The sequence below is a fragment of the Paenibacillus sp. FSL W7-1279 genome, assembly GCF_037969845.1.
In the GTDB taxonomy this organism is placed as follows: Bacteria; Bacillota; Bacilli; order Paenibacillales; family Paenibacillaceae; genus Paenibacillus_AQ.
On the sequence record NZ_CP150215.1, the window covers coordinates 3,796,786 to 3,822,467 of the forward strand.

General features: G+C 48.2%; 21 protein-coding genes. 7 read left to right on the forward strand and 14 right to left on the reverse strand.

The features are described 5' to 3' along the window. Positions 1-399: 399 nt before the first annotated feature. Positions 400-798 (reverse strand): peptidase M56 BlaR1, encoded by a 399-nt coding sequence (locus MKY82_RS16855; RefSeq protein ID WP_339293895.1) that lies wholly within the window; start codon positions 796-798, stop codon positions 400-402. Between the two features lie 431 nt (positions 799-1,229). After that, entirely contained in the window at positions 1,230-2,087 is an 858-nt protein-coding gene (locus MKY82_RS16860) for a serine protease (protein ID WP_233354945.1), read from the reverse strand. A gap of 271 nt (positions 2,088-2,358) precedes the next feature. On the opposite strand from MKY82_RS16860, the gene MKY82_RS16865 reads away from it, so the two are divergent. After that, the gene (locus MKY82_RS16865; RefSeq protein WP_339293896.1) at positions 2,359-4,335 is read left to right on the forward strand and encodes an ATP-dependent DNA helicase; all 1,977 of its coding nucleotides are present in this window, start codon (positions 2,359-2,361) and stop codon (positions 4,333-4,335) included. A gap of 330 nt (positions 4,336-4,665) precedes the next feature. On the opposite strand, the gene MKY82_RS16870 is transcribed toward MKY82_RS16865, so the two are convergent. The 4 genes from MKY82_RS16870 to MKY82_RS16885 all read right to left on the reverse strand — a co-directional run bounded on the left by MKY82_RS16870 (position 4,666) and on the right by MKY82_RS16885 (position 7,967). Further along, positions 4,666-5,328, reverse strand: a complete 663-nt coding sequence (locus MKY82_RS16870; protein ID WP_339293897.1) for a DUF998 domain-containing protein — start codon at positions 5,326-5,328, stop codon at positions 4,666-4,668. Further along, positions 5,321-5,752, reverse strand: coding sequence for a hypothetical protein (locus MKY82_RS16875; protein WP_194542822.1), 432 nt, complete (start codon positions 5,750-5,752; stop codon positions 5,321-5,323). The genes MKY82_RS16870 and MKY82_RS16875 overlap by 8 nt, the downstream gene beginning before the upstream one ends. Continuing rightward, entirely contained in the window at positions 5,749-6,798 is a 1,050-nt protein-coding gene (locus MKY82_RS16880) for an alpha/beta fold hydrolase (RefSeq protein WP_233354946.1), read from the reverse strand. Before MKY82_RS16880 ends, MKY82_RS16875 begins: the two co-directional genes overlap by 4 nt. Before the next feature lie 404 nt (positions 6,799-7,202). Continuing rightward, the gene (locus MKY82_RS16885; protein WP_194542824.1) at positions 7,203-7,967 is read right to left on the reverse strand and encodes a metalloregulator ArsR/SmtB family transcription factor; all 765 of its coding nucleotides are present in this window, start codon (positions 7,965-7,967) and stop codon (positions 7,203-7,205) included. A gap of 184 nt (positions 7,968-8,151) precedes the next feature. Between MKY82_RS16885 and MKY82_RS16890 the strand changes: the two genes are divergently transcribed. From MKY82_RS16890 to MKY82_RS16910, 5 genes are all read left to right on the forward strand, one after another. Further along, complete coding sequence (locus MKY82_RS16890) at positions 8,152-8,712, forward strand: NADPH-dependent FMN reductase (protein ID WP_259445260.1); 561 nt, start codon at positions 8,152-8,154, stop codon at positions 8,710-8,712. A 190-nt stretch (positions 8,713-8,902) separates the two neighbouring features. Beyond that, positions 8,903-10,075: an SGNH/GDSL hydrolase family protein gene (locus tag MKY82_RS16895; protein ID WP_339296681.1), complete on the forward strand. Its 1,173-nt coding sequence runs from the start codon at positions 8,903-8,905 to the stop codon at positions 10,073-10,075. A gap of 47 nt (positions 10,076-10,122) precedes the next feature. Beyond that, entirely contained in the window at positions 10,123-10,470 is a 348-nt protein-coding gene (locus MKY82_RS16900) for an ester cyclase (protein ID WP_113059839.1), read from the forward strand. Between the two features lie 70 nt (positions 10,471-10,540). Beyond that, positions 10,541-10,942, forward strand: a complete 402-nt coding sequence (locus tag MKY82_RS16905; protein ID WP_194542827.1) for an ester cyclase — start codon at positions 10,541-10,543, stop codon at positions 10,940-10,942. 409 nt (positions 10,943-11,351) lie between these two features. Further along, complete coding sequence (locus MKY82_RS16910) at positions 11,352-12,617, forward strand: IS110 family transposase (RefSeq protein ID WP_063477462.1); 1,266 nt, start codon at positions 11,352-11,354, stop codon at positions 12,615-12,617. A 457-nt stretch (positions 12,618-13,074) separates the two neighbouring features. Here MKY82_RS16910 and MKY82_RS16915 read toward each other — a convergent pair whose 3' ends face one another. From MKY82_RS16915 to MKY82_RS16945, 7 genes are all read right to left on the reverse strand, one after another. Further along, positions 13,075-13,962 carry a sugar phosphate isomerase/epimerase gene (locus MKY82_RS16915; RefSeq protein WP_339293898.1) on the reverse strand — a complete coding sequence of 296 codons (888 nt, stop codon included), beginning with the start codon at positions 13,960-13,962 and terminating at the stop codon, positions 13,075-13,077. A gap of 246 nt (positions 13,963-14,208) precedes the next feature. Beyond that, entirely contained in the window at positions 14,209-15,867 is a 1,659-nt protein-coding gene (locus MKY82_RS16920) for an ABC transporter substrate-binding protein (RefSeq protein ID WP_339293899.1), read from the reverse strand. A gap of 52 nt (positions 15,868-15,919) precedes the next feature. Then, on the reverse strand, positions 15,920-16,840 hold the full coding sequence (locus tag MKY82_RS16925; RefSeq protein WP_339293900.1) for a carbohydrate ABC transporter permease: 921 nt from the start codon (positions 16,838-16,840) through the stop codon (positions 15,920-15,922). A 24-nt stretch (positions 16,841-16,864) separates the two neighbouring features. Next, complete coding sequence (locus MKY82_RS16930) at positions 16,865-17,839, reverse strand: ABC transporter permease subunit (RefSeq protein WP_339293901.1); 975 nt, start codon at positions 17,837-17,839, stop codon at positions 16,865-16,867. A gap of 278 nt (positions 17,840-18,117) precedes the next feature. Continuing rightward, entirely contained in the window at positions 18,118-20,433 is a 2,316-nt protein-coding gene (locus tag MKY82_RS16935; protein ID WP_339293902.1) for a helix-turn-helix domain-containing protein, read from the reverse strand. Positions 20,434-20,808: 375 nt separating this feature from the next. Beyond that, complete coding sequence (locus MKY82_RS16940; RefSeq protein ID WP_339293903.1) at positions 20,809-22,077, reverse strand: glucuronoxylanase; 1,269 nt, start codon at positions 22,075-22,077, stop codon at positions 20,809-20,811. Between the two features lie 68 nt (positions 22,078-22,145). Next, entirely contained in the window at positions 22,146-22,970 is an 825-nt protein-coding gene (locus MKY82_RS16945) for a sugar phosphate isomerase/epimerase family protein (RefSeq protein ID WP_339217290.1), read from the reverse strand. A gap of 134 nt (positions 22,971-23,104) precedes the next feature. Here MKY82_RS16945 and MKY82_RS16950 point away from each other — a divergent pair, with 134 nt between their 5' ends. Next, on the forward strand, positions 23,105-23,887 hold the full coding sequence (locus MKY82_RS16950; RefSeq protein ID WP_194542834.1) for an AraC family transcriptional regulator: 783 nt from the start codon (positions 23,105-23,107) through the stop codon (positions 23,885-23,887). Between the two features lie 89 nt (positions 23,888-23,976). Here MKY82_RS16950 and MKY82_RS16955 read toward each other — a convergent pair whose 3' ends face one another. Further along, positions 23,977-25,371, reverse strand: coding sequence for an extracellular solute-binding protein (locus MKY82_RS16955; protein WP_339293904.1), 1,395 nt, complete (start codon positions 25,369-25,371; stop codon positions 23,977-23,979). Positions 25,372-25,682 lie beyond the last annotated feature (311 nt).

Genomic DNA, 25,682 nt, shown 5'->3' on the forward strand with positions numbered 1-25,682 from the left:
TAACATTAGACACTCATCTAATCAGCAAGCGGTACAAGTTCTTGTCCTCGACTCGGGATAAGAACTTGTACCGCTAATACAAAAAAAGCCGCTAAATTAGCGACTTTCAATGGGACCATGATCTTGTCCCCCGACACTTCCTACTACTGTTATTATAGCTCCTAATGGAGTCGGAAAAGATCTTTGATAATTTCCATATAAATAAATATAACTACCAAAGCAATAAGTACTGCTATTCCGATTATTCTACTTCTCATGATCTCTTCCTCAGTTAAATAGGATTTGCAAAAATTTAGTATAACGTCTTTTCTACCAACTTCGTAAATGATTCCATATGTAGAGTATTCGTAAATTATAGAACTCCCCTGCCCTTAGTTTAACACTGGGCATACTTTATTGTTATTTTCCTCCAACACGAAACACACCAATTACGGTTGTACCTTCAACTTCATAAAGAGGGATATCACGACCATCTGGTGAACTATTGTTCTGTATCGCGATGGCATCTTGGGGTGACTTTGGTTGTTCACCGTCTAAATCTTTTTTCAGCACATATCCTGTAGTGCCATCTATGCCTATTGCGCTAATTAATTCGGGTTCTGTTTCTGGAGAAGCAGCATCTGAGGATGAACCGTATGTCTGCCCGTTTTCATTTTCAGGATAGTTAGGAGAATGTTCGGAGCTTTGATTGTTCGTGCTTTTAGCAAATGAGCTTTGGTACCCCAGTACACCTCCTACTACACAAACAATAATAACCAGACCAATCAATTTTCTGATGCCTTTAGAATACACCCTCACATTTTTCACTCCTTTCTCACACTTACTCTGTAATCGTTCCGTCCCTTTCTTTCCACTTTCTTGTTTCCTTCAACTTAGTAAACACTAATAAAGGAAACAAAGTTACATAGAAAAAATTGAATCAGATGAAATAGTACTTTTGGGTATATTTGTAACATGCCATGGCCACTATTATCACCAAGTGTTGTGGAGTCATAGATAACTATCTAATCGGTAATCGGACCATCTTCTTGTCCTTTACGGCAATCGGTATAATTTCCTGTCTTCGGCTCGGGATACAAAAATGTACCGATAAAATAAAAAAAAGCCGCTATAACAGCGACTGGACTGACCTAATGGTTACATTTTGTAAATCGTTATCCTTTTGTTATCGCAGCAAGATCATTCTCTATCCTTTAAACAGCCGATCCATATGGATCGGCTGCCTACTACTATTGAAACATAATCTTTTCATATTTCTCCAAATAATCGATTGGAATAGCAAGACCTATGGGGATAGAGAGGCCTCCCTGGGATGTAGTTGTTGTGGCATACACAACTGCAATCACATTTCCCTTATTGTTAATAACAGGGCTGCCGCTGTTTCCGTTATGAATTGGAGCCTGTATCATGAGCATGGGGAGCTGTGGACTCTCTAATGGGGTAAATCCTAGCACTGTGCCTTCAGTGGCGATTCGAGAGAATGCTAGCGGATTTCCGATGACATGAATAGGGTCGCCTTCTTGATAGGCTATCTCTGTTTCCAATTGGAGTGTAGGTAGGTTGTTCGCATTGTCTCTAATTTTTAGTATGGAGATATCGATCTCGCTGTCACTTACGATAACATCTGCCAAATATGTTTTTCCATTAAAGAATTGGATGATGCAAGCCTTGTCATTATCCATAACATGTTGATTCGTTATAATGAGTCCGTTTGGAGCGATATTAAACCCTGTACCTTTCCGACCATCAATACTAACGTTGACAACGGCTTGCTTATATTGCTGGATCTGTTCATCTTGTGATAACTGTGAATCCTTTTTCAAAAACCGTAGTGTCGGTAGATTATAAATCTGTGGTATAAAAGCAATTAGATTACCGAGTAGAAGAATGGCCAACATAATAATAATTGTTTTTTTGATCCATGTTCTTTTGGGTGGTGGATTCAACTCATCTTCTTCATTGTCATCTTCCAGGTTCCAAAATTCTTCTTCCCATTCAAGTGGGATATCAGTATCATTTACCGGATCGGCGGATGTTTTGGTATCATTCGGCTCATCGTTACGGATGGAAAATACCTCCCTGCTCAAGAGAAATAGAATAAAAACACGGATTTAAGATAATTATACCAAACCTTGGCAGACCGCGATCGGAAACGATTGGATAAAACGTATAATACAAGTAAAACAAGCTACGATCTCATTGGAATGCAGCTTTGTTTTTTTAATTATTATCGTTTTGGACATAGTGTTCACTTCCTGTCTCTTTGAAACGATGAGAAAAACAGGTTGCCAAACCTCGTCAATCATGAGATAATTTTAGTTTTCCTAATAAGAATATGATCGTGTCGGAGGCGTAAGCGTGGAGCGATATCCTTTCTCCTATGATCCGTCAGAACCGTTCGTCAAGCAGGTCGGCGATTGGGTTGCGGATGTTTTTTATGATGTGTTGCCTGAACATGGATTTGATGTCCGGGATGAACAAATATTTATGGCTTACCAATTGGAAAGAGCCTATGCCAGTAAGAAAACAATTTTCGCTGAAGCTGGGGTAGGTACGGGAAAAACACTCGTGTATCTGCTTTATGCAGTTAACTATGCAAGATATACACGCAAGCCTGCAGTGATTGCCTGTGCAGATGAGTCGCTCATTGAGCAACTTGTAAAACAGGAAGGAGACATAGCTAAGCTTGCCCGTTATTTGGACTTACAAATTGATGCGCGGCTCGGTAAATCCCCTGATCAATATTTATGTCTTAAAAAAATAGACGGCGTTCGTCTTCAGGATGAAGATGCAGCGGTTATTGAAAACGTGTATGAAAATCTTCCTGATTTTGTTCATTCCCCAGGAACGATGCAATCTTTTTACCCTTACGGGGATCGTAAGGAATACCCTCATCTGAATGATGAACAGTGGAATAAGATCAACTGGGATTCATTTCAGGATTGTTTTGTATGTGATCAAAGACATCGCTGCGGCATGACCTTATCTCGGGACCATTATCGAAAATCTACAGATCTTATTATCTGTTCCCATGATTACTATATGGAACATGTGTGGACCTATGAGGGAAGAAAAAGAGAAGGTCAGCTTCCACTGCTCCCGGAACATAGTTCAGTCGTCTTTGACGAAGGACATTTACTCGAATCGGCAGCACAACATGCCCTCAGTTATAAGCTGAAGCATAGTGCATATGAAGAGATTATTACTCGTCTTCTAGATGGAGAGATCAGGGAAACGCTAGCCGAACGAATTGAAGATTCCATTGATCAAAGTCAGCTTGTGTTTTCTCTGGTAGCGGAGCAAAGTACTGCGATACCCGGTTCTGATCGAAAACAAATCCGAATGGATGAGAAGCTTCTTCAAGAACTGAATCGCTGGAAAGGTACGATCGAAGCAATTGATGAAGAGCTGGTCTTTGAGAGTGGCTTGCATACGCTTGATGAATATAAGCTGCGTATCGTTGAGGAGCATCTGGAGATGATCCAAACGGCTCTTCATCTGTTCCGTGATCCAGATACTTTCATTTGCTGGGCGGAAGAAAATGAGGATGGGGCTGCAACACTTGCCATTATGCCGCAAACGGTCAAGGAAGTGCTGAAGGAACGGGTATTCGGGCTTCAGATGCCGATTGTATTCTCATCAGCAACCTTGTCGGTAGATGGATCTTTTGATTATGTAGCAGGAAGTCTCGGAATTAGCGAATTTTTATCTTTTTCCGTGAACTCTCCGTACGATTACGAGAAGCAGATGAAGCTTTTAGCACCGCGTGAACTTTTGCAAGATGGAGAGATTCGGAGTGAGGTTGCTGCTGCGAAGAAGCTGGCCCTGGCGGCCAAGCTGATCAAACGTACCGAAGGACGAGCTTTATTGTTATTTAGAACTATGAATGAGCTTCGCGAGTTTAAGCAAGCCGCTTCGCACCATCCAGATTTCGCATCCTATACCATGCTGTATGAAGGTGACTGTGAGATTAGCAGCCTCATAGCTGAGTTCCAAAATACAGAGGAAAGCGTGCTCTGTGCGGCAAGCCTATGGGAGGGGTTGGATGTTCCGGGACCTTCATTATCCAATGTTATGATTTGGTCACTGCCTTATCCCCCGGAAGATCCTGTATTTAAGGCTAAACGGGAAGCCGCTGATTCAGCATTTGAAGAAGTAGACCTGCCATATATGCTGCTTCGCTTACGGCAAGGATTAGGTAGACTCATTCGCTCATCGACGGATCAAGGGATTGCAGCCATCTTGGATGCGGAAATTTTGCTCAATCAGCATGTCAGAGATAGAGTTGAAGCCGTATTGCCGCCTGGAGCTATACTTCAAGTAGAATCGTTGTAGTTAATCCTTCGAAATCGTATTTTAAGTAAGCTCGGAAAAAACCTGTTCTGTAACGCAATTCAAGTCATAAAGCAGACCTGAAGCGTATCAGAACAGGTGTTTTTATACTGTATTATGTGTGGGAATGTTACTCATAGACACTATTTTGAGATGTAATCAATATAATTGGAACGTAAAAATTCAAGCAATTTTCTGGATTGTCCGGTGTTCTCGAACAACCACTCTAATAATGATAAGATCGGACTCTCTTCTCTCCAATCATGGCATCTCTGTTTTTCCCCTGCAATAACAATACATGTATTTTTTCTTCTGCGTTTACCTCGATTACATTTACTTAGAAGCTCCGAGCTTGGCTCCATGAATCCCTACAATAATCAGCCACGTAATCTCCGCCAAGATTAAGAACCGTCCGAACATACCGGCCAAAACCTCCGGTCCGAATTGCCCGTCTCGCGGAATTTGAAACACAAATACCAGCATCGCGACGATTGCAATACTCGCACTTGTGAGCAGCACTCTCTTCACAGGACGCCAAACATCAAGTCGACATAATGAAAGACTAATCAGTAATGCGGCTACCGGCGTGTAGTCCAACATCGCTCCAAATGAGTGCATGCTGCCGCTAAACGTTGCATCATCCGGACTAACGGAGATGGGATCGGTCACGAAAATGCCTGCGATTATTACGCCTATTGCACTGATTCCAAGAATTACAAGTCCGATGTAACCCGTAACCGTACGTATATGCGGGAATATCGTAATTGCTACGCTGATTTGAGCAAATGCCAGCAATCCAAAAGCCAGGTGCATCATCCAACCAAAGTCGCCAAGTGCATATTCGCTGATAAAACGCCATGTCGGATCAAATTCGGGCTGCAGCAGATGCAGGCTGCATAGGAGAAGCACGAACAATGCACCTGAGAAAATTGACGCTAGCGCGAATCTGGAAGCCGTCACCGTTAAAGGTTTTGCTATAACCAACTGCTTAACCAATACCCATCCCTCCTGCTGGCGAGACTCTCGTCATCATCGTTTCATAACCTCCCCCGCCGGGGTAATGCCATGCCCCCGAATGGGTATCTCCGTCAGAGCGGAATGCCCCTTTATAATAGGAAGGCGATCCTTTGTCTCCAGCCCAAATGACGAGTGAGTCCCCTTCCAATTCATACACATAATCGAAGGTATTGCCTAACGTATCATAATAACGGGACCGAATATCCGGACTCTTGCTTTCGCCGAAGGGTTTTAAATGCCCAATCATCTCGATCCCTTTCACTTCTTGTCCGTTCTGGGAAAGATGGACGTGCTGTATCAAAAAGTGCCCGCCTTCCATCCACTCGTAGGTTACCGTTCCTTCTGCTCCGCCGCTGATTTGCCAAGTACCAACTAGTCGGTCCAACGTTTGAATATTCGTCATGCTCCCACTCTCCTAACTTGTTCGGAATCCGCTATGGCTTTTGCTACAACATCAGGAGCCATGATAACAGCGGAATGATCTTGACCGGCAAGCGAATGTGCAGCAGCCTTTGGAAGAAGTTCGACAAGTGCGCGTGCCGCGTCATGGAAAAGCGGTTCGCTGTTTTCCCCTGTCATAACCAAAGTAGGAATCGTAACGTTCCATCTGCCGGTTGGCAGCGGGTTCCCGGATTGCGTCGTTCCCATAATGATGCCATCATAAGCAAGAGTATGCGCCAGGGACTCCATCTTGTTCCAAGAAGGATCGGCTTTCATATAGTCGATATATTCCCCGGGAATGCCTAGAGCCTCGGATGCGAAATATTCGACTGCTTCAGACCTTTTCTCGGCTTTGATTAGTCCATTCAAATGTTCGACGTAATCACTAGGTACCGGCTTACGGCTGTCGTTAATTATGAATGGCGGTTCATACAAGAAGAGCTTTGCGACTGAATCTCCTAACAAGTTCGCGGCCTCAAGCGCCAACACGGCCCCGGATGAGCTTCCGAACAAGTAAGCTTGCCCTCCGGCGACTGTAATTAAAGCCTCAATGTCTTCCACTTCACGTGCGATCTCGTAAGGTGAGGTATCCGTACTGCGGCCTCGACCGCGACGATCGTAATTGTATACGGTGAAGTTGACCGACAAGTGCTCGGCTAACGGAGAAGCATCCTGATAATCAGCCGCTGCCGATGATATGAGGATGATTGCAGGGCCAGTCCCTTGTTTGGTATAAGCGATTTGTGTCCCATCTTTTGAAATAACGGTTTCCATTGTGTTTTTGCCTCCCATTAACGTTTCTAAGTATTCTTCCAGTCGATCATAAGCATCGGTGAATCCTTCAATCATGCCTATCGCTTCAGCGCGGTCCAATTGTTCGTTGGTAGCGAATCGCGTCACGATGCTAATCCGCGTCCCCCCGCTTTTCTCCTCGAACAACACGGTTGTGTACATTTCGCTATCCGAAACGATATTCCAATCGCTGTCGGAAAAAGTGTCTAAGTACACTAGTTTGCCCGATGCCCCTACTACGTCATATGTGGCTCTGCCTCTAGATAAAACTGTTGATACCTGCCATAAGTCCTCCTTCTTATTCTTGTAGTCCAGCATTTACTCCTCGAGTTTGTCGAGACGCTCTTCCAATAGAATTCTGAAAGAATCAAACCATTCATCCGGCTCCTGGAACGGTCCGGCATCGAGGCTTTAACTGAATTGTTGCTGATCTCATGAACTCAATATACACAATGACATATATACATGTCAACATATATAAAAAAATAACTCAAATCAAAACCCGTAAACACGAAGAGACAGCCCCGCATAAATTTAAAGCTTTACGAGGCTGCCTCTTTTGTATTGGCATCAATGGATGAGTACTTTCCTATGCCCTTATATTTTGCGAGTACCTTCTTTTATTCGCCAGCGAGCGCTTCCCCGGTTTCAAGCAACGTCTTCATACCTGAAAGAACAATCGGCAACCCATTTTCAAGAATCTTTGCAGTGCTCATTGCTTTTTCGAATTCATCATGTACCACCGTTACAAGAGTCACACCATGGAGCTCGGTATGCGAACCGATCTCCCACGTAATGCGCGACGGGGTGTCCATCTCCGTGCCCGGAAACGAAACAAACCGCCAGCTCATCATAAGTTTTTTTGGAGGATCCATCTCAAGAATGATCCCTTCTGCTTTCTTCTCTTCCCCGTTCCATAGTTCGAATGGAGATTCGATTTCCCAGGTGGTGCGGATGGCGCAGTTGAACCAAAACTTCGACGTTTTGGCCGGGTCCGTGAGAGCTTGCCACACTTGTTCTGGCTTTGCTTTAATCGCTATCTGGTTTATATTCCGGGGTTTCATATCCATATTTGTATCACGCTCCAATTCGTTTTGAAGAGATGTTAATCCGATCACCCATGGTTCGGCGTATTTACTCACCCATCGCTCATAAATATGACGAATGGGCACCGCATTCAAGTAATGAAGCTTTTCACGACCTACTTTTCTCGTTGTAATGAGTCCGGCTTCCTCCAATATATTCAGATGCTTCATGACGCCGAACCGGGACATGTCGAGGGGCTCGCAGAGATCACTCAGAGTCCGCCCGTTAGAAGCGTGAAGCAAATCTAAAAGCTTACGGCGGCTGGGATCCGCAAGCGCTTTGAATATGTCAATCTCCATCAAAACACCGCCTTCCTGTCGATTTGAAAAAAATTTCATTTGTACCGCTTGACACGTTACCTTATGGTAACGTATTATAAAAACATAACAGGTGACTTAATGGTCACATGATATCACAAACGGATCTGTTTGTCAGCTGGTGACTTGCATATCCATTCTGACAACCATTTGAAAATGAAAGGTGATGTTGAAGATGAAAGTAACCTTGATTGCAGGCAGTAACCGCACAAACGCAAGCAGTACGAACCTACTTCGGTATATTGACAGCCTTTTAGAAGCCCAGAACATATCAGTCCAATTCGTTGATTTATCGGAGCTGCAGCTGCCGCTTTTTTCACCCGACAACTGGGATTTCCATCCTAACGTTAAGCATGTATTGGAAGCAATCGCAGAGGCAGACGGTTTGATCCTTGCAACGCCGGAATACCATGGCTCCGTATCAGGAGCGCTTAAAAACGCCCTAGACTATATAACCGGAAACCAGGTTGCGGGCAAGGCAGTGCTTTCCGTAAGTTCCGCAGGCGGTCCGCTCGGAGTTAGCTCGCTGTCGCATTTGCAGACTATTGTACGCAATTTGCACGGAATTAACTGTTCGCAGTGGATTTCGATCGGATATGGATCGAACACGTTTGGTCCCGACGGCGCTCCGATAGATGAGGGTATGAAAGACCGGGTACGAGATGCGGTGAGCAGTTTCGTGGATCTGACCCGTAAGCTAACACCGATAGCAGCGGCAGCAAACTAACAGCACAATCCCTTTTTTAAGAGATCAGAAAGTTTAAACTTCCGTAGTTTAACACCCACCCTTATCTCGCAAGAATAGCTACAGCCTAACGCGGTGTGTCTTCTTTGAAGTACGTCGATAGACGTTTTTCTTATCATCATTAGGTTACCAAATGGTAACATGATACCAAAGGAGATGTTTCTTCTTGATAATGAATGAACATAAGTATTCTGACGGCCATTGGATGGGATCTTGGTTTGCAAGTCAAACGTACTTTGATGGGAACTTTGCCGAAGAGCGATTCAAGGATCAGACCATCCGAATGATTATACATCCGCATGCCTTCGGTTCAAAGATCCGCCTGAAGTTTTCAAATCTTTACGGTTCCGAGCCTGCGGTCTTCGGCACAGTAACAGCAGCATTAGCCGCAAAAGATGGGGAAACCGTTCCCGGTACTAGTCGGCAAGTTGCCTTGAATGGTCAATTCTCCATCGTCATTCCTGCAGGGGAAGAAGTTTATTCGGACCCTGTCGATCTCCAAGTAAATGAACATGTTGACGTAGCTGTCAGCGTTTATGTTCCTGAGTCGACACGAACCTCGACATGGCATTTTTCGCCTCCTAGGTCGACTTATGTCGCCGAGGGGAATCATGCCGACGATAGTAGCGCGGATTTTTTTCGAAAGAAAATTCATTCTTATTACTGGTTATCCGGTATGGAGGTTTTAACACAAGGTGAGCCTTTATGTGTCATTGTCGCACTTGGTGATTCCATTACAGAGGGGAGTACATCTACTCCAGATGCTAACCATCGTTGGCCGGATATTTTCTTTGAACGACTCCGCCTGGAACATCCCTCCTATCCGATCTCCGTTCTCAATGCGGGAATCGTTGGCAATCAAATATTGAAAAAGGGGCCAGCGGTTGGTTTGCCAATAGGTGGAGAAAGCGTGCTTTCTCGCCTGGATCGTGACCTGTTTTCACATTCTGGAGTTACCGATGTGATCTTTCTCGAAGGAATCAATGATATTGGACTCGGAAATGCGACCGCAAATCAGATTATTGACGGAATGAGGGAATTGGCAGCCCAAGTACATGAGAACGGACTGCGCATTTTTGCTGCTACCCTCCCACCGTTTGGCGGCGCTCCGTACTACTCCAATGAGAAGGAGCTCATCCGGCAGGAAGTGAACCGCTGGATCCTGACCAACGAAGTATTTGACGGTATTATCGACTTTAACACTGCGCTGGCTGATCCGGAGCATCCCGAACAGCTGCTTCCCGTCTATGATTTCGGCGATCATCTTCATCCTAGCGATGCCGGATTCAAAGCATTAGCCGATTGTATTCCATTGTCCCTGTTTATAAAATCTGATTTGGTTTGACCCAGTACAACTGGTTTCAATAAACATTAAATAAGGAGATGTTTTATATGAAAACGATGGAACAAAAAAATGCAGAAGTGGTAACCGCGTTTATCGAGGACATTGCAAATCAGGGCATGTTGGAAAAGACCGATCAATTCTTTGCCCCGCAAATCGTGGAGGCTTTTACGGATCGGCGGTTTACCGTGGAAGAAATCCTGGCCCAAGGCGAGAAGGTCATCGCTAGAATTTTCATGACGGCTGTGCATGCTGGCCATTTTGCCGGAAATGCACCTACGGGAAAAAACGTGAAGGTAACACAGTTCCGCGAATTCCGGGTCATCGACGGAGACATCGCAGATCACCGCGGCTGGTTCGATACGGCTACGCTTTTGCCTCAAATCCAGACTCAATAACCGCTGTTAAAGCACGACATTTCGCCGTTAACTAATTCCTAATAACCCATTCATAAGGAGATGTTTGAGAATGAAAACGATGGAACAAAAAAATGTGGAAACAGTAAACCAATTTATCGAGGCATTTTGGAATCAGAGTGAATTGGACTCCGTAGATCGATTTCTGTCCAACGATTATCAAGAGTTTTCTTACCAATCCAAGGAAGGTCTGAAAAAATTCGCTGCAACGATCTTGGAGGCATTTCCTGATAAACAATACACGGTGGAAGAGATCATCGGTCAAGGGGATAAGGTGCTCGTGAGAATGACTGTGAAAGGCACACATGAAGGCATGTTCTTTGGAACCGCGCCCACGGGCAATACGATTGATGTCACGCTGTACCGTCAATATCGTGTGGAGGACGGCAAGATCGCCGAGCATCGAGGCTGGATCGACATGGTGACCATGTGGAGCCAAATTCGAGGCAGTTAACTTCCCATAAATACACTTCACGTACTACCGATCCAACACTTGGGTCGGTAGTACGTTTGTAAGGAACTTATCGAATCGGTAATAGGTCCATGTTGCAAAAGCAGATTTCTTCGGCCGGGCGGTGTCTTTCACAACAGCCAGAAACCTTCTGACGGCGACATCATGTGGGTTAAATTTGTATACAGTGAAATTGTTGCGTCGGAGAAAATCGTTTACACCAGTTTCAATTGAATATAGCCGACACTAAAAAACACCAACCACAGGTGATTTTTTGTTTATAACTATCCTGCCCGTTAGAATTCCTGTAATACGAATATTTTGGAGATTGAACAAAAACGAGCGCCTCGGTACGATGGGGTTACACACGAGGTCATTGCCTCAAAAAGCCCATCCAGGAGGTCGCTCTACTATGAAGTTTAAAGCACAAGATAAGCAAAATCAACTCATTGAAAACATTACCGCTCATCATCTGGTCGTCGGAGTAGACATTGCTCAAGATACTCATGTTGCCCGGGCCGTCAGCTTTCGCGGGATTGCTTTAGGTGCACCGCTGGAATTCGGTAACCATCTTGAGGGTTTCAAGCTATTTGGACGCTGGATCCAGGATCTACTCCAAACCTACAAGCTTAACAAAGTCATTATAGGCATGGAACCTACAGGTCATTACTGGCTGAATCTTGCGCGCTGGCTCTCTTCTCAGCGCATTGAAGCCGTTCTCGTTAATCCCCATCTCGTTAAAAAGAATAAGGAGAACCGTGACAACTCGCCATCTAAAAGTGACCGCAAAGATGCTCTTGTCATTGCAGACATGGTCAAAAACGGGTACTACTCCCCTGTTCGTTTTCATCCAGAAGCCTACGAAGAACTGCGAATTCTCATGGCTAACCGAGACACGGTTACAAAACGGCTCAACAGTGCTGTTAACCAAATTCATCGATGGGTTGATATCGTGTTCCCTGAGCTGCGCCAGGTCTTTAAAACCCTTACCTGTACCAGCTCTATTGCTACGCTCAGACTCTTTCCCTTACCGGAGGAAATTAGTAGATTAACCACAGAAGAGGTTCTTACCGGTTGGAAACAATATGTAAAGCGTCATGCTGGAGTTAAACGAGCGGAACAGCTCATTGAACTAGCAAAATGCAGCATTGGCGCCACGCAGGCACTCCAAGCCTACAAGCTTCATCTGAGTCAACTACTAGAGGAATATGACTTGGCTCAGCGCCAACTTGAACAAATTGAGCATGAACTTCATCTCATCTTGAGGCGTATCCCCTATGCACAGAAACTGCTCGATATTCAGGGTTTGAATGCAACGAGCTTGGCTGGCATTCTAGGAGAAGCTGGAGATCTGAGCGGCTATGTACATGGAAATGCTTTATTACGACATGCCGGCCTCAATTTAACTGAAGCCAGTTCCGGAAAGTGGCGTGGTAAAATGGCGCTTAGCAAACGCGGCCGCCCTCGTCTCCGACGTTTTCTCTATCTCATGACGATGTGCATGGTCATGACCAATCCGGATATTAGAGCCCTGCACCACCATAATGTCGATGTGAAAAAACTCAAGAAAATGAAATCTATAATGAAATTGTGCGGTAAAGTCGCCCGTATGCTTGTTGGTCTGGCCAAAAGCAGTGAAGCTTACGACTCGACTAAAGTGTTTCCGCAAGCAGCTTAAGCAGTTTTTCTCACCAGCTCATGCATTCGCAGGATGACAAGAAGCACGAGGTATCGGGAGATATTAAACAAAAGGGCTCGGACCCGTTCCGTTAGAAAGACCGACCTCCACCCCTTAGTTAGATGTGACGAAGGAATGAAAGGGCTAAGACCCGTTGAGACATGGGAGTGAGAATCACTAGGGCAAAGTGGAGACGTGCATGATATGGAACAAAGTGGGTATTGGACACAACACCCTTGTTCCCGCATGCCCTTTCTACTGTCCCCAGCCACCGACTCCCCTGGATTCTCTTCTTTCATGTTTAGCTCAGGGTGAAATCCTGCGAATTCATGAGTTTGAGTGAGGAAATTGAATCACTTCGAGGGAGTTTAATGATAGGACGTCTACCGCGGCGAAGAAATCATATCGAGAATGTTACAATGTTTTTGTCACCCGACAAAAATTAAAGTAGTAGAAATCATACCGGATTCGGTATGTAATCTCCACCTCGACATCGCTTCAAATAATGAAGCGCATGAACCTGTCCCGTCATCTCAAGCTCCCCGTTATATACGGGATCATGCCAGCCTTCAATATCGATCGTTCCCTCATAGTTGCCCTGCCGCAAAATCGTGATGATGTCGGTCCAGTCGATGTCGCCGAATCCGGGCGTACGGTGCCATACATAAGGCTTCGGCCCGTGAATGCCATATTCCCTCACGATGTCCCAAGCAATCGTCGCATCCTTGCCATGGACGTGGAATACTTTATCCACCCATTTTCGCAGCTGCGGAATCGGATCGATCAAAGAGACCATCTGGTGGCAAGGCTCCCACTGCAGACCGATATGGTCCGACGGGATGGCGTTGAACATCATCTCCCATGCCGTCGGATTATGGGCAATGTTCCAATCCCCCGTCTCCCATGTCCCGCCCATATCGCAGTTCTCGAACGCAATGCGGACGCCTTGATCTGCCGCTCTTTTGGACAGCTCGCCGAACACCTTCGCATATTGCGGAATCGAGGCGTCGATGGATTCGCCCGTCAATCGTCCGGTAAAACCGGAAATGATATCGGTGCCGAACAGATGGGCATTATCGATCAGACGCTCCCAGCTCGCCAAAGTATCAGCATTACCGCCTTCTCCGGTCAGCGGATTGCCGAAGATCCCAAGCGTTGACACGATAAAACCGTGTTCAGCTTGCAGCTCACGAACTCGCTTGGCCGTCTCCACAAGATCGGTAGCACCGGTCGTCTGCCAGAAGGTAAGGCTGAACGATTCAAAGCCGTGGGGCGCAATCTGAGGAATTACGCGTGCAGCATCCCCGCCGCCAACCAGCGTTCCGATGCGCAATAAATTCGCCATGTAATTTACCACTCCCAATTTAATCTTAGTATGCGTATGCAAGTTCAGTATAACTAGATTTCCCTCCTTTTTCTCGTCCTATCTTGTGCTTCACTAGTTCAATATTGCGGGAGTTTCTAGACTTGACTCCTCCAGCACCACCAAAGCCTTGATCTTCTTCGATTCCGGCAGGAGCCAGCTGTGTTCACTCCGCTTCCTGCGCGCTGGACTCCTGCCCCCAAGAATCCGAGCTTACCGCGCCGCAGCCTACTTCGATATCGTCGATGAATCGTAGGCAGCCTGCATGATTTCTAGATAACGCTGTATGTTCAAACCCTCCAGTCCTTTCACGTAATCCTCCCAATCTTTATCCAGACTCTTGGCGCCGGTAATGAACAGCAGAGCGTTCTGGTCGACATAGTCTTTGATGTTGGTCTGCATCATGCTGGCTTCATCAGCGACCAACGGGTCGACCCATAGCGCCCAGTGAGGGAATATTTCTTTCGGCTCCTTGCCTTCCATCAGTAACGTTGCCTCGTACAGGCGGCGTTCGTAACCATCGTTCGCGTAAATATCCGTCCCCTGAACCTCGGCATCGCGGTATGCCCGGTGATGGTTATATTGGGTGAGTGCTCCCCAGCTGTCATTGCGGGGCTGCTCCCCGGATTCGAGCGGGATCGATTTATAGAGAGGCTCCACTTTGTCGTTCAGCGCGATTTCCCCATCCTGCGGCTTGCGCCAGCTCTTTCCCTCTTCACCGAGATAAGAGAGCATTGCCCCTTCTTGCGTATAGAAATAATCCAGCATTTTAATGGCGGCGATCTGCGTCTCTTTGCTCGCTTTATTCGTCAGAACGAAGGATGCGCCCGGATCGATCGGATAGTTGAACGTTGCATAATTGGCGTGCGGTCCTTGCAGAGGCGCAAGCGGGTTGTAGTCCTTGCTGTAGGGTGCATCTTCTCCTGTGGTTAAGAATAGCGCGGGATGCATGCCTGCTCCGGCACCCAAAAGCTGTGCGTCGGCGTTATCCCCGATTTTTTTGTACGCACCCGCATTTTGCGTAAACGCCCCCGGGTCAATGAGTCCGCCGTCATACAGCGATTTGATGTAGGCCAGCGCTTCCCGCCATTCCGGTTTGTTCGCCGCGGTGTCGATCTTGCTCTCCTTCATGATGAGATACGTTCTGTCGTCGTTGTAAATAAAGCCGTTCATGAGATACGGAATCACGTGAACGCCGAAATTTTCGACGGATCCGCTGAGCGGCACTTCGTCCGCCTTGCCGTTTCCGTTCGGATCCTGCGTCTTGAAGGCTTCAAGGACCGCTTTGAATTCTTCCGGCGTCGTCGGTTTGGCAAGTCCGAGCTGATCAAGCCACTTTGTATTGATCCACATTTTATTCGGGTATGAGCAGTGGAAGCATTCGTTTAAGCCGGTCAATCCGTAAATCTTGCCGTCAGGAGCCGTGTTCATGGCTTTATAATATTCGTTGTTCTCCAGTACTTCCTTAATGTGGGGAGCATGCTCTTCGATCAGGTCGTTAAGCGGAACGATCACCCCCTGCTGCCCGAACTTCAGCAAGTCCGTCTGTGAGAAACGGTCCACCCAAGGAATAAGCATATATAAATCCGGATAGTCGCCGGACGCAAGCGAAATTTGGCGTTTTTCGGCCGCACCATCGAACGGAACGGTTGTCCAGTTGAACTTGATGCCGAATTGCTCTTCCATTTTTTTCGTAAACTTATTGGTTTTCAGATCCACATCCGAGCTTTGATGGGCAAATACGTTGATCGTAACCTTCTCACCGGAATCCTGTAAGCCGCCTTCTGTCCCTTCGCTTCCTTCGTTGTCGTTTCCGCCGGAGCATCCGGCAAGCACCAAACCAAGCATCAGTATGAGTACAAGCAGACGGGGTCCTGTTTTTCTCAAATCAATCTCCTCCTCACGAATGGGTCAAGCAACACAATGAGAACAGCCCGGATCAGCCCTTCACGGAGCCAATCAGCATGCCCTGCACAAAATAACGCTGTACGAACGGATAGATCACCAGCACCGGGAGGCTTGCCACCACAATGAGCGAGTATTTCATCAGCTCGGCCATTTGCTGCTGCTTCACCATCTCCCCGGCGTCCATGTTGCCCGTTCCGCTGCCCAAGATGAGAATGCTGCGGAGAATGAGCTGAAGCGGATAAAGCGATTGCGATTTCAAGTAAATCAGGGCATCGAAATAAGCGTTCCACTGCCCTACCGCGTACATAAGCGAGAGCACGGCGATGATCGGTTTGGCTAGCGGAAGAACGACGCTGAAAACGTAGCGGATGTCGCTGCAGCCGTCGATATCCGCCGCCTCGGAAAGCTCATCCGGGATCGAGGTCTGAAAGAAGGTTCTAGCGATAATGACCTGCCACACCCACACGGCATTCGGAATAAGCAGCGCCCAGCGCGTATCGATCATGCCCATCGATTTGACGACCAGATAGGTCGGGATCAATCCGCCGGAGAACAGCATGGTGAAAGTAATAAATACCATAAGCGGCGTGCGGCCGAAAAACGACTTCTTCGACAGCGGGTATGCAACCATGATCGTCAGGGATACGCTGATGAACGTGCCTGCAACGGTATAAAACAGCGAATTGGCATAACCCGTCAGCACCTGGCCGTTTCGGAACACCGCCTCGTACCCTGCAAAGGATACGTCGACCGGCCACAGCCACACCTTGCCTGCAGAGACGGCGCTCGGACTGCTCAGTGATGAGCTTACGATGTAAATAAGCGGATACAGGACGGCAATTAGAACCAAGGTCAGCAAGATATAGGTCACGGTCAGAAAGATGCGGTCTCCCAGCGACTCCTTGATCCTCACGCTCCGGCGGCTTCCGGAACGGGCCTGCGATGCGTTCATGTCACTCACTCCCTTTTTTCATATTTACCAAAGGCTGGTATTGGAAGCCCGCTTGGCAATGGCGTTGACGACAAGGAGCAGCACCAGATTGATCAAAGAATTGAACAATCCGACCGCCGTGGCGAAGCTGTAGTTCGCGTTCAGCAATCCGATTTTGTACACATACGTGGAAATGATCTCGGACGTGGACAGGTTCAGCGGATTCTGCAGCAAGTACATTTTTTCGAAGCCGAGCGCCATGATGTTGCCTACGCTGAGAATCAGAATGATGACCGCTGCCGGCAAGATCCCAGGAAGATCGACATTCAGGATCTTCTGGAACCGATTGGCGCCGTCCACCTTGGCCGCTTCATATAAGGACGGGTCCACGCCAGCCAGAGCAGCAAGATAAATGACGGCGGAGTAGCCCATGGTTTGCCATACGTCGGACAGCACGTAGATCGTGCGGAACATGCCCGGCTCTCCAAGATAATTGACCGCTTCAAAACCAAGCGCGCCGGCAATGGTATTCACGATCCCAAGACGCGGGGACAAGAACAGCATGATGATGGACACCATGACCACCGTGGAGATGAAATATGGCGCATAGGTGACCATCTGCACGTTTTTTTTGAACCTTGCGCTCTTCACCTCGTTCAAAGCCAACGCCAACAGAATCGGAATCGGAAACCCGACGATCAATTGATAGAACGAAATGTACAGCGTATTTTTGATCAGCGTCGCGAACGCCGGGTTGCGAAAAAACATCTCGAAGTACTGCGTGCCGACCCATGGGCTGCCCCATATCCCTTTCACCACGTTATAATTCTTGAATGCTAGCACGGCGTTTGCCATCGGCAAGTACTTGAAGATGATGAAGTACAAGACCGGCGGAATGACCAGCAGATACAGCTGCCAATGTCTTCTGAAGCTTCGATAGGCGGCTCTTCCGATTTCCGAGCGCTTGCCGCTCGGGGCTCTGACCGTTTTGGACTTGGAAAATAGAGTACTCAGTTCCATCCCTCCTTCGATGAGTAACTGCCAATGATGAAGCCAGAACTTATTTGGCAGCGCTTTCTTGTGCGTAATCATAAAATTGCAAGCTCGGCTTCGTAAAGGCACACTTTCTCCCTTACCGTACAATTTCGGAAACAGATGCTCTCCAGGCCTTGATTTCGCTCGGTTTTTCATTAGGCGGGTTCGATTAAAAAACATCCGCCAAGACGTTCGATCCATTCGTTTAAGCAGGGGCTGACCTTCCTCTTTTCCACAAAAAGATTGGCGAACCCGCCGTCTCCTTAATCGGCCATTTGCCGAAATGTGCTCGGCGACACGCCGCGAACCCGCTTGAAGGCCCTCCGGAACGAATGCGCGCTGTTATACCCCACCTGCGCGGCGATCTCGTCAATCGTCAATAGCTTCTCCTGCAACAGCTCGGCCGCCTTGCCGATCCTCACCAGCTCAACGTAGTCCGAATGATTCGTTCCCGTGTGCTCCTTGAACATTTGGGAGATATATTTCTCGGGCTTCCCAATATGCTCCGCGATACGATAAAGCGTCAGCTCGGCGTCGGAATAACGCTCGTGGATGTAGCGGATAATCTCACCCACGGTCTCGGCGTGCATGTCGCATTTTTTCTTCCGGACATCCATGCAGATCTCATGAATGAGCTGCCCGAATCGCTCCCTGAGCTGATCGACCCCGTCCGTCGTCGCAACTGCAGCGATCTGTTCCTTGATATGGTCGGTGAGCGGCTCGTCGTGGAATATTCTTTGTTCGGCCAGCTTCAGAAAGGTTCCCTTGAGCTCCATTACGAACTGCTGCGTCATATCGTACGACAGCTCCCTCTCTTCAAAGTTCCGGCTGAACAGCTGGTCAAGAAGGCGGCTTGTTTCCTCAAGTTCACCCGCCTTAAGCGTATTGAGCAAGCGTTGTTCGGATTCAATCGGATAATAGTACAGCTCCGTAGCCTTCATCGCGTCCTCAAACCGGGTGATGCCGACTGCCCCGGTGTGAACGGCATATTCCAGCGCTTGCTGCGCTTCGTTGAAAGAGTCGGCCACGCCGTTCCACGCTTCGAACGCCGAACCCAGCCCGATCGTGATCGACAATCGATGATGCCGATATACGGTATCGATCAGTTCAAGCAAACCGGCATCCAGGCGACGAGTAAAGACGTCCAGCGCCTCTTCGGCAATCGGATGCACGAAAGCGATCTGGTCCGAACCCCAGTCCGTAACCAGCACATCGGGTTCCAGCCGGCTCAAAGCCTGCCGGACGATCAACCGGGCAACGCTGAGTTCCTGGATGATTTCTTCGCTGTCGGCACTGCCATATCCGGCGACTTTCAGAATGCCTGCGCGTCCTTGCTCGCCGCGGAGCGGGACTCCCGTCTGACTGGAGACCGCTTCGAGTTCGCGCAGCGTATAGAAGTCGCCAGTCAGCAACCGTTTGATAAACGCATCCCTAAGCAGCGGGAGCTGATCGTTCAGTGAGGACTCCAGCAATTTGTTGTTAGCGATCAAAGCCGCGATATTGCCAGCCAGGAAATCGTACTCGTTGCCGATCTTCTCCCGGGAAATGTGGTTTTGTTCGCGAAACACGGACAGGAGCGACTGGACCTTTGCACTGTGCCGGTAAGCGAGGACAAGTCCAATCAGCAAGCCAATGAACAGCGCAGTCAGCGTAAACGTCGTCGTGACCCGCTGAATTCTATAGGCCTTCGTCATCAGCGCCTGCTCCGGTATTCCGGCCATATAGGTCCAGCCGTTCAGATCGGACCGGATGGAGATCAACAGCCGTCCGTCTCCCGTGGGGATGACCTCGCCATTCTCATCGGAAGAAGCTTCGGTGAAGCGCTTGGCCTCCTCTTCTCCGATGCCCTTGGACAAGATCAAGCTACCTTCCCGGTCAGCAACCAACGCCCAGCCCCCGTATTGGTCCACGATATTTTGCAGCAGGCTGCCCATATGATCTTCATCGATCAGCACGCCGATCATCGCCTGCGGGTTGTTAAAGCTGTTAAGCGGGATCGATTGCAGAAACGTGACGGCCGGTGTCTCAACAAACACCGTGTCGCGGATTTCCCGCCTATATTTCTTAAGCGGCATCATCTCGTTTAGATGCGGCTTCTTCAATACGGCCTCCTCCCACTCCTCGAACGTCAACCCTTCAAGCCGATTCGCCTCGTAATAATGCTCGGGCCGGTAATAGACGGTATTCGGCGTAATAATGGCGTTGTAATTACGTATGTAGATGAAGAAATCGGAGAGGTAATCATTCGTGCTGCTGTACATGGACAGGCTGCGCTGCATGCGTCCCAAGCCGTAAACGTTGTTGCTGTCGAGCGGCTTGGGATCAGCGATCAGACGATATAGATCCTGATTGATCGCAAGCTGCTTCGTGAAGGTTTCCACCTCCACCAGATGACGCTCGATGATCTCTTTTCCCAGATTCAAGGAACTCAGGCTGTTTTCGATTGAGCTTGCTTTCGCCACTTCAATCGAAGTCCTGTACGATGCATAGCCCGCAATTTGGGGGATCAAGAGCACGATCAAGTAGGAAATCAGAAATCTGCGGAACACCGGGGAGAACTTGGACCATAAACGCTGCATACGTACCCTCCTCAATAGAAAGCGTTCTCAAAGTAAGGCAATACGATGATACACTTGACTGTTCGCAAGAAAAAGGTACAATTCCTTCCTCGGGGTACAATTTGCTTACGATATGGCTACCGGCTAGGAGAAGAATGGCCGCAAAACTCCTTTACAAGGCAATAGGATAAACCGGAGTAATCGCCTAGGGCATAGGGGGAACCCAGGACTGCGCTTTGCTCCCTTTCATGCATCCAACTATAATCAGCTGAAATTTCGGATCAATTCCAGCCCAAAACAAAGAGCTGCCCTTCCAAGTCGCCTGTATGACCTGGAGACAGCTCTTTGTTAAAATGATTTACCTTTGTGATAACTACCAGTACCGTTGACGGTGAGTTAGCGCCCGAGTTCGCCTACAAAGGTCGTAACGCTCTGCGCGGGAAGATGGGCCCAGTAGTTGCTCCCCGTTACATAGAGTGTCGTTCCGGGTTGAAGATTGCTGCTGCTGCTCGTGATCCACCTTGATACCTGCGAAACCGATCCGTTCTGAAGAACAAAGTTCTGATTGACCCCAGCGCTGCTCCGGTTAATCGCAACGATAACGATTTTGTTGTCACCTTTATAGGCTGATACGTAAACGTTGGATTCAGGATTTTTCGTGGCATCCACCCTGACATAACCGGGGCGGACAAATTTGGAGAAATGAGCCATATTGTAGCCGCGTTTGCTGATCGTGCCGTCCTCCTTCATCGGACCGTAAGATCTGCGGATATACCACCATACGTAAGCTTGAAAATCTCCCTCTACCATCGCGTTGTGGATATGGTAAGACACATCCAGAGCTTCGGGCCAGCGATCCGCCGAGTTGTTGTCGCTGTTCGGATAGTATACCTCCGTCATCCAGAGATCTTTTCCCGCTCCTTTTTGTTTGAATAGCGGATAAGCGAAATTGCTAATCTGCGTGCCATACAGATGGGCTCCGAGAATATCCATATTTACAAGCGCCTGAGGATCATTCAAAATCGGATCCGACATATTTTTCAGATACTGGAACGACTCCGGCGCGATGACTCTCGTGTTGATCGATCCGGCATTTTCTTTCATAAACCGAAGCATTTCCTGCGGTGTCCACCACGTCCAGTCATGTGCATAATCGGGCTCGTTTTGGACGGATATCGCATACAGATCGACGCCATTGTTTCTCATGTACGTCACGAAATCGTTAAGATGCTGGGCATACGCGGCATATTTGTCGTAACGAAGCCGCTTTGCCGACGTATCGCCGTTATGGTTGAAGGTCTCGACCATATCGGCCGGCGGATTCCATGGGGAAGCAAATACGATGGCTCCAAGGGCAATGGCCCGTTTGGCCGTCTCCAGCTCACGATGCCACTGATTTCGGTCTTCATGCACGTAGATTCTTAATATTGAGAAACCTAACTGATTCGCCCCGTTTCCGAATGCGATATCTCTCTGTGCTGCCGTCAAATCGCCGATCCATGCCGGGTGGTTGATGCCTCCGAAGCCGCGAATCACTTGCTTCTCCGAGGAAACATTGATGACGGCATCGCTGGCTGCGGCAATATTTCCAGGTGCAACCAGAATGGACAAAGCGATGGCAAGAGACAAACATACGCATAAGAATTTCTTAAATCGTAAATTCATGAGACTGCTCCTCTCGAATTTTTTGGCTCCTCAAACCAAGGTCACGCGTTGAATCAATATTCAGCCGGTCAATTCCATTCCATTGCTTGCTCCGCTAACAATCGCTTTATCGCTTTGGATGCCGCAACGAAAAGCCCCGGATTCGTGAATCCCTCGAATTTTCCGACGGCGCGCAGATGCGGCTCCAACGACATAAACCCTGAAAATCGCCTGCGGCTGAGCTCATGAATGAGCTCGCGGAGCTCGCCGTCGCCATCCCCTGCAGGTACGACTGTCCCCTTCCCCATGATGGCGTCTTTCACATGAACATACGACGTATAGTCGCCTATCAGTGGATAGGCCTCATTAACGGGCTTCACGCCGCACTGCACGAAATTCGCCGGATCAAAGGCTGCCCGCAAATGGCAGGATGAAACCGTTTGAAGCAGATCCAAACATCGCTCGCCGGTGTCTCCATAAATATGGCTTTCATTCTCATGAAGCAGAACCACGCCTTCGCGTTCAGCCAATTGAGCGAGTCGTTGCATGCGCCGTAACACCTCAGGCCGATGCTTCTCGTAGTCCCCGTCCGGAATGTAAAAGGAGAACACGCGTACAAAAGGCGCATGGAAAAACTTAGCTAGACGAACGGCACGCCGAGCGTCTTCGAGATGGGTTTCAAAGTCGTCGGTGATTTGGATTTTCCCGATCGGCGATCCGATCGAGGAGACTCCGACCCTCCGCTCCGCTAATCGTTCTTTCACGGTCAACGCTTCCTTTTTCGTCAGCTGCAGCACATTTTTCCCCCAAACGCCTCGAAGCTCAAGATAACGGATGCTTTCGGATTCTAGGACATCCAGCTGTACATCCAAATCCGGGGATATCTCGTCTGCAAATCCGGTTAACGTAATCATTGGACCCTTCCTTTCTTAACGGCGGATGATTTCACATGATCAAACGGCGATACATTGGGAAAAGACCATCCAACCACAGGTTGTAAATGTTCATGAGAACATTACAATTTGTTTAAAAAGGAGGCGATATCCGCATGGAGCTCGAGTATCACCCTCATCTTGTACCGAATATTTTTCTGTTCGTGGACCGCAGATGTTATCCGGATTGGAGAATTCAGAAGGCCCGCATCGGATTTCACGATTTGACGTTCGTCGTTGATGGCCGGGCAAACTACTACATTGACGGCAAAAAATTTGCAGTTGAGGCGGGCGACCTGGTCTACGTTCCGGGGGGAAGCGTACGGGAAGCCCATACGTGCAAGGAATCTCCCATGCATGCGTATCCGTTCAATTTTTTCTGGGCCGAGCCGCACAATCATATCCGGCTTCCGTTTGGCGTTGTAACGAAGAAATTGATCACCAAGGAGATACTTGCCTACATCCGGGAGTTCAACCACGTGTGGATGAATAAACAACCGTTTTATAGGATCCATGCCCGTGCATTGTTCGAACTCATTCTCCACCGGCTGCTTCACGGCATGCATCGCCAAACGATCATGCATATGGACCCGCGGATCAAGAAGCTGACCGCCATCATCGAAGAACACTATGCGGAAGACTTGTCGTTTAACGACTTCGCCGAGCAGTTCAACCTCCATCCCGTTTATTTAGGGAAACTATTCAAAAAGAATACCGGTTCGACCTACAAGGAATACCTGCAGCGGATACGCGTGAATAACGCTGAAATCATGCTGATGGCCGGCGGCGTTACCGTGACGGAAGCCGCCGAATCCAGCGGCTTTCAAGATCTTTCCTATTTCAGCAAAGTGTTCAAGGAAGCGAAAGGCTATCCACCGTCTGCCGTTAAGAAACATTGACTTGAAATTGCTTCCATATGTAACGCCGTACCTGACTCATCCCTTCAAAATGACGGGAGGACTGGCTGAGATTCCTTTTGGAACCACGGTTACTTTTTCCAAACCGCATCAATCGCTGCCTGGAACGGCCCTTTGTATTTCTCGACGACCGTCGATACCGGGATGCCTTCCATGATTTCCCCTATAAATTCGTAATATGGCATCGATGGGTATCCGCTCTCGGTATCGATCACTTTAATGCTCTCACCGGCCATCTTGGCATTCTGAATATCGTCCTCGTTGCTGAATAAAGTCTCCAGCGTAGATTGTTTCGGATAGTCGTAGATCGAGTCGATATCGTTGATTTTCTCGTAAATATAAACCAGGCGTTCGGGATGCTCCACGGCGCTTGGAATCGTCAGGTAATTCGGGATCGTATTATGCGAATGATAACTTGATGCGCTTGGCCCTTTCGGAAATGGGAGAAATCCGATATCGTAATCCGGCATGTCCTGTTTGAAGTTTTCCATTTCATAATCGCTGCCTGCAACCATCAATGTGTTGCCTTGGCGGAAAAATTGGCCCGGCTCGGTCCAGTCTCCCCCTTCCGTTGGTCTCCCAACCGACTCGGTTGCGAGGCGCGACAAGAAGTTCAGCACTTCCAAGGTTTTGGGATCCTCAAGACCTTGCTTATCGAGAATGACCAGATTCGCTTCGTTCGAGGCCATTGCGGGAACCAGCAAGGAAGCGGATGCAAGCCCCCAAATATCCAATTTGCCGTCGTTATTGGAATCTTTGTTCGCTTCTTTCGCGACCTGAATGAACGTATCCCAGTTCCAGTTGTCCTCGTTGACGTATTCCTGCAATGGCTTCATGCCAAATTGATTCATTAACGTGCGGTTATAGAAAATGCCGGATGACGCGCCGTTGATGCCCGTCCTGAACCCGTAGCCCCTTCCTTCGTATTGGGAGTACTCGTTCGTGTACTGCTGGATGAATACCTTCTCGTTCTTCGTGTATTCATCCACCGGCGCGAACAGACCTTGGTTGACCAGCGTCGGAATCATCCATGGCCTCGCTACCCGGATAATGTCGCCGATCGGTTCGCCCGCCACCAGCGAGGCTGTCACCTTATCCTGGTACTCGCCGAAATCCACGATCACGTATTCCATTTTAAAATTATGTTTTTTCATCAGCTCTTCCAAGTTACGTTTCCGTTTAATGTTGTCAGGATTGTCTTCCTGAATCGATTCATCATACCAGGACACCCATTTGATGGTTCGGCCGCCCATATCAAATTCCATTTCCGGCGTGCCGGTTAATTCTTCCTCGCTGCTTGATTCGTTTCTCGACTGCTCGTTTGTCGCTTCCGCAGGCGCGTTGACGGCCTCTTCCGCTTTGCCGGGCTCGACTGTCTTCGAGTCGCCGCCCGAGCCGCTGCTGCATGCCGTCATGATCACCAGAATCAGGCTGCAGAACAGCAGACTGATCTTACGCATCCACATGCGTTAATTCCCCCCTTAATTTTTGGCTGCATGAATATGCAGCGCTTTCATTTTGATGCTCACCAAGATCATATAACTGCTTGCGAAAACGAACCATAGAGAAACTAAACACGATTTGTAATTACTAAAAGTGTTGATGCTCTGGGCAACGCAAAGGGCCGGAGAGTGGAAAGCGCATGAGCGTCGGCTATACGGTGTGCCCAATCTGAATCCATCATTGGAAAGGATTAACCTCGGGTTCACGTCGTCAAAACGCAAAAGAAGCGCTGCGTACCCGCACACGGGAACACGGCGCTTCTTTTGTTCTTCAT

What these genes read in the sequence shown, in the direction of transcription:
- MKY82_RS16875 (WP_194542822.1), bottom strand. Translation starts at nt 5,752, where the DNA reads ATGACGAATATTCAAACGTTGGACCGACTAGTTGGTACTTGGCAAATC.
- MKY82_RS16885 (WP_194542824.1), bottom strand. Translation starts at nt 7,967, where the DNA reads ATGGAGATTGACATATTCAAAGCGCTTGCGGATCCCAGCCGCCGTAAG.
- MKY82_RS16890 (WP_259445260.1), top strand. Translation starts at nt 8,152, where the DNA reads ATGTTGAAGATGAAAGTAACCTTGATTGCAGGCAGTAACCGCACAAAC.
- MKY82_RS16895 (WP_339296681.1), top strand. Translation starts at nt 8,903, where the DNA reads ATGAATGAACATAAGTATTCTGACGGCCATTGGATGGGATCTTGGTTT.
- MKY82_RS16900 (WP_113059839.1), top strand. Translation starts at nt 10,123, where the DNA reads ATGAAAACGATGGAACAAAAAAATGCAGAAGTGGTAACCGCGTTTATC.
- MKY82_RS16905 (WP_194542827.1), top strand. Translation starts at nt 10,541, where the DNA reads ATGAAAACGATGGAACAAAAAAATGTGGAAACAGTAAACCAATTTATC.
- MKY82_RS16910 (WP_063477462.1), top strand. Translation starts at nt 11,352, where the DNA reads ATGAAGTTTAAAGCACAAGATAAGCAAAATCAACTCATTGAAAACATT.
- MKY82_RS16915 (WP_339293898.1), bottom strand. Translation starts at nt 13,962, where the DNA reads ATGGCGAATTTATTGCGCATCGGAACGCTGGTTGGCGGCGGGGATGCT.
- MKY82_RS16925 (WP_339293900.1), bottom strand. Translation starts at nt 16,840, where the DNA reads ATGAACGCATCGCAGGCCCGTTCCGGAAGCCGCCGGAGCGTGAGGATC.
- MKY82_RS16930 (WP_339293901.1), bottom strand. Translation starts at nt 17,839, where the DNA reads ATGGAACTGAGTACTCTATTTTCCAAGTCCAAAACGGTCAGAGCCCCG.
- MKY82_RS16935 (WP_339293902.1), bottom strand. Translation starts at nt 20,433, where the DNA reads ATGCAGCGTTTATGGTCCAAGTTCTCCCCGGTGTTCCGCAGATTTCTG.
- MKY82_RS16940 (WP_339293903.1), bottom strand. Translation starts at nt 22,077, where the DNA reads ATGAATTTACGATTTAAGAAATTCTTATGCGTATGTTTGTCTCTTGCC.
- MKY82_RS16945 (WP_339217290.1), bottom strand. Translation starts at nt 22,970, where the DNA reads ATGATTACGTTAACCGGATTTGCAGACGAGATATCCCCGGATTTGGAT.
- MKY82_RS16950 (WP_194542834.1), top strand. Translation starts at nt 23,105, where the DNA reads ATGGAGCTCGAGTATCACCCTCATCTTGTACCGAATATTTTTCTGTTC.
- MKY82_RS16955 (WP_339293904.1), bottom strand. Translation starts at nt 25,371, where the DNA reads ATGTGGATGCGTAAGATCAGTCTGCTGTTCTGCAGCCTGATTCTGGTG.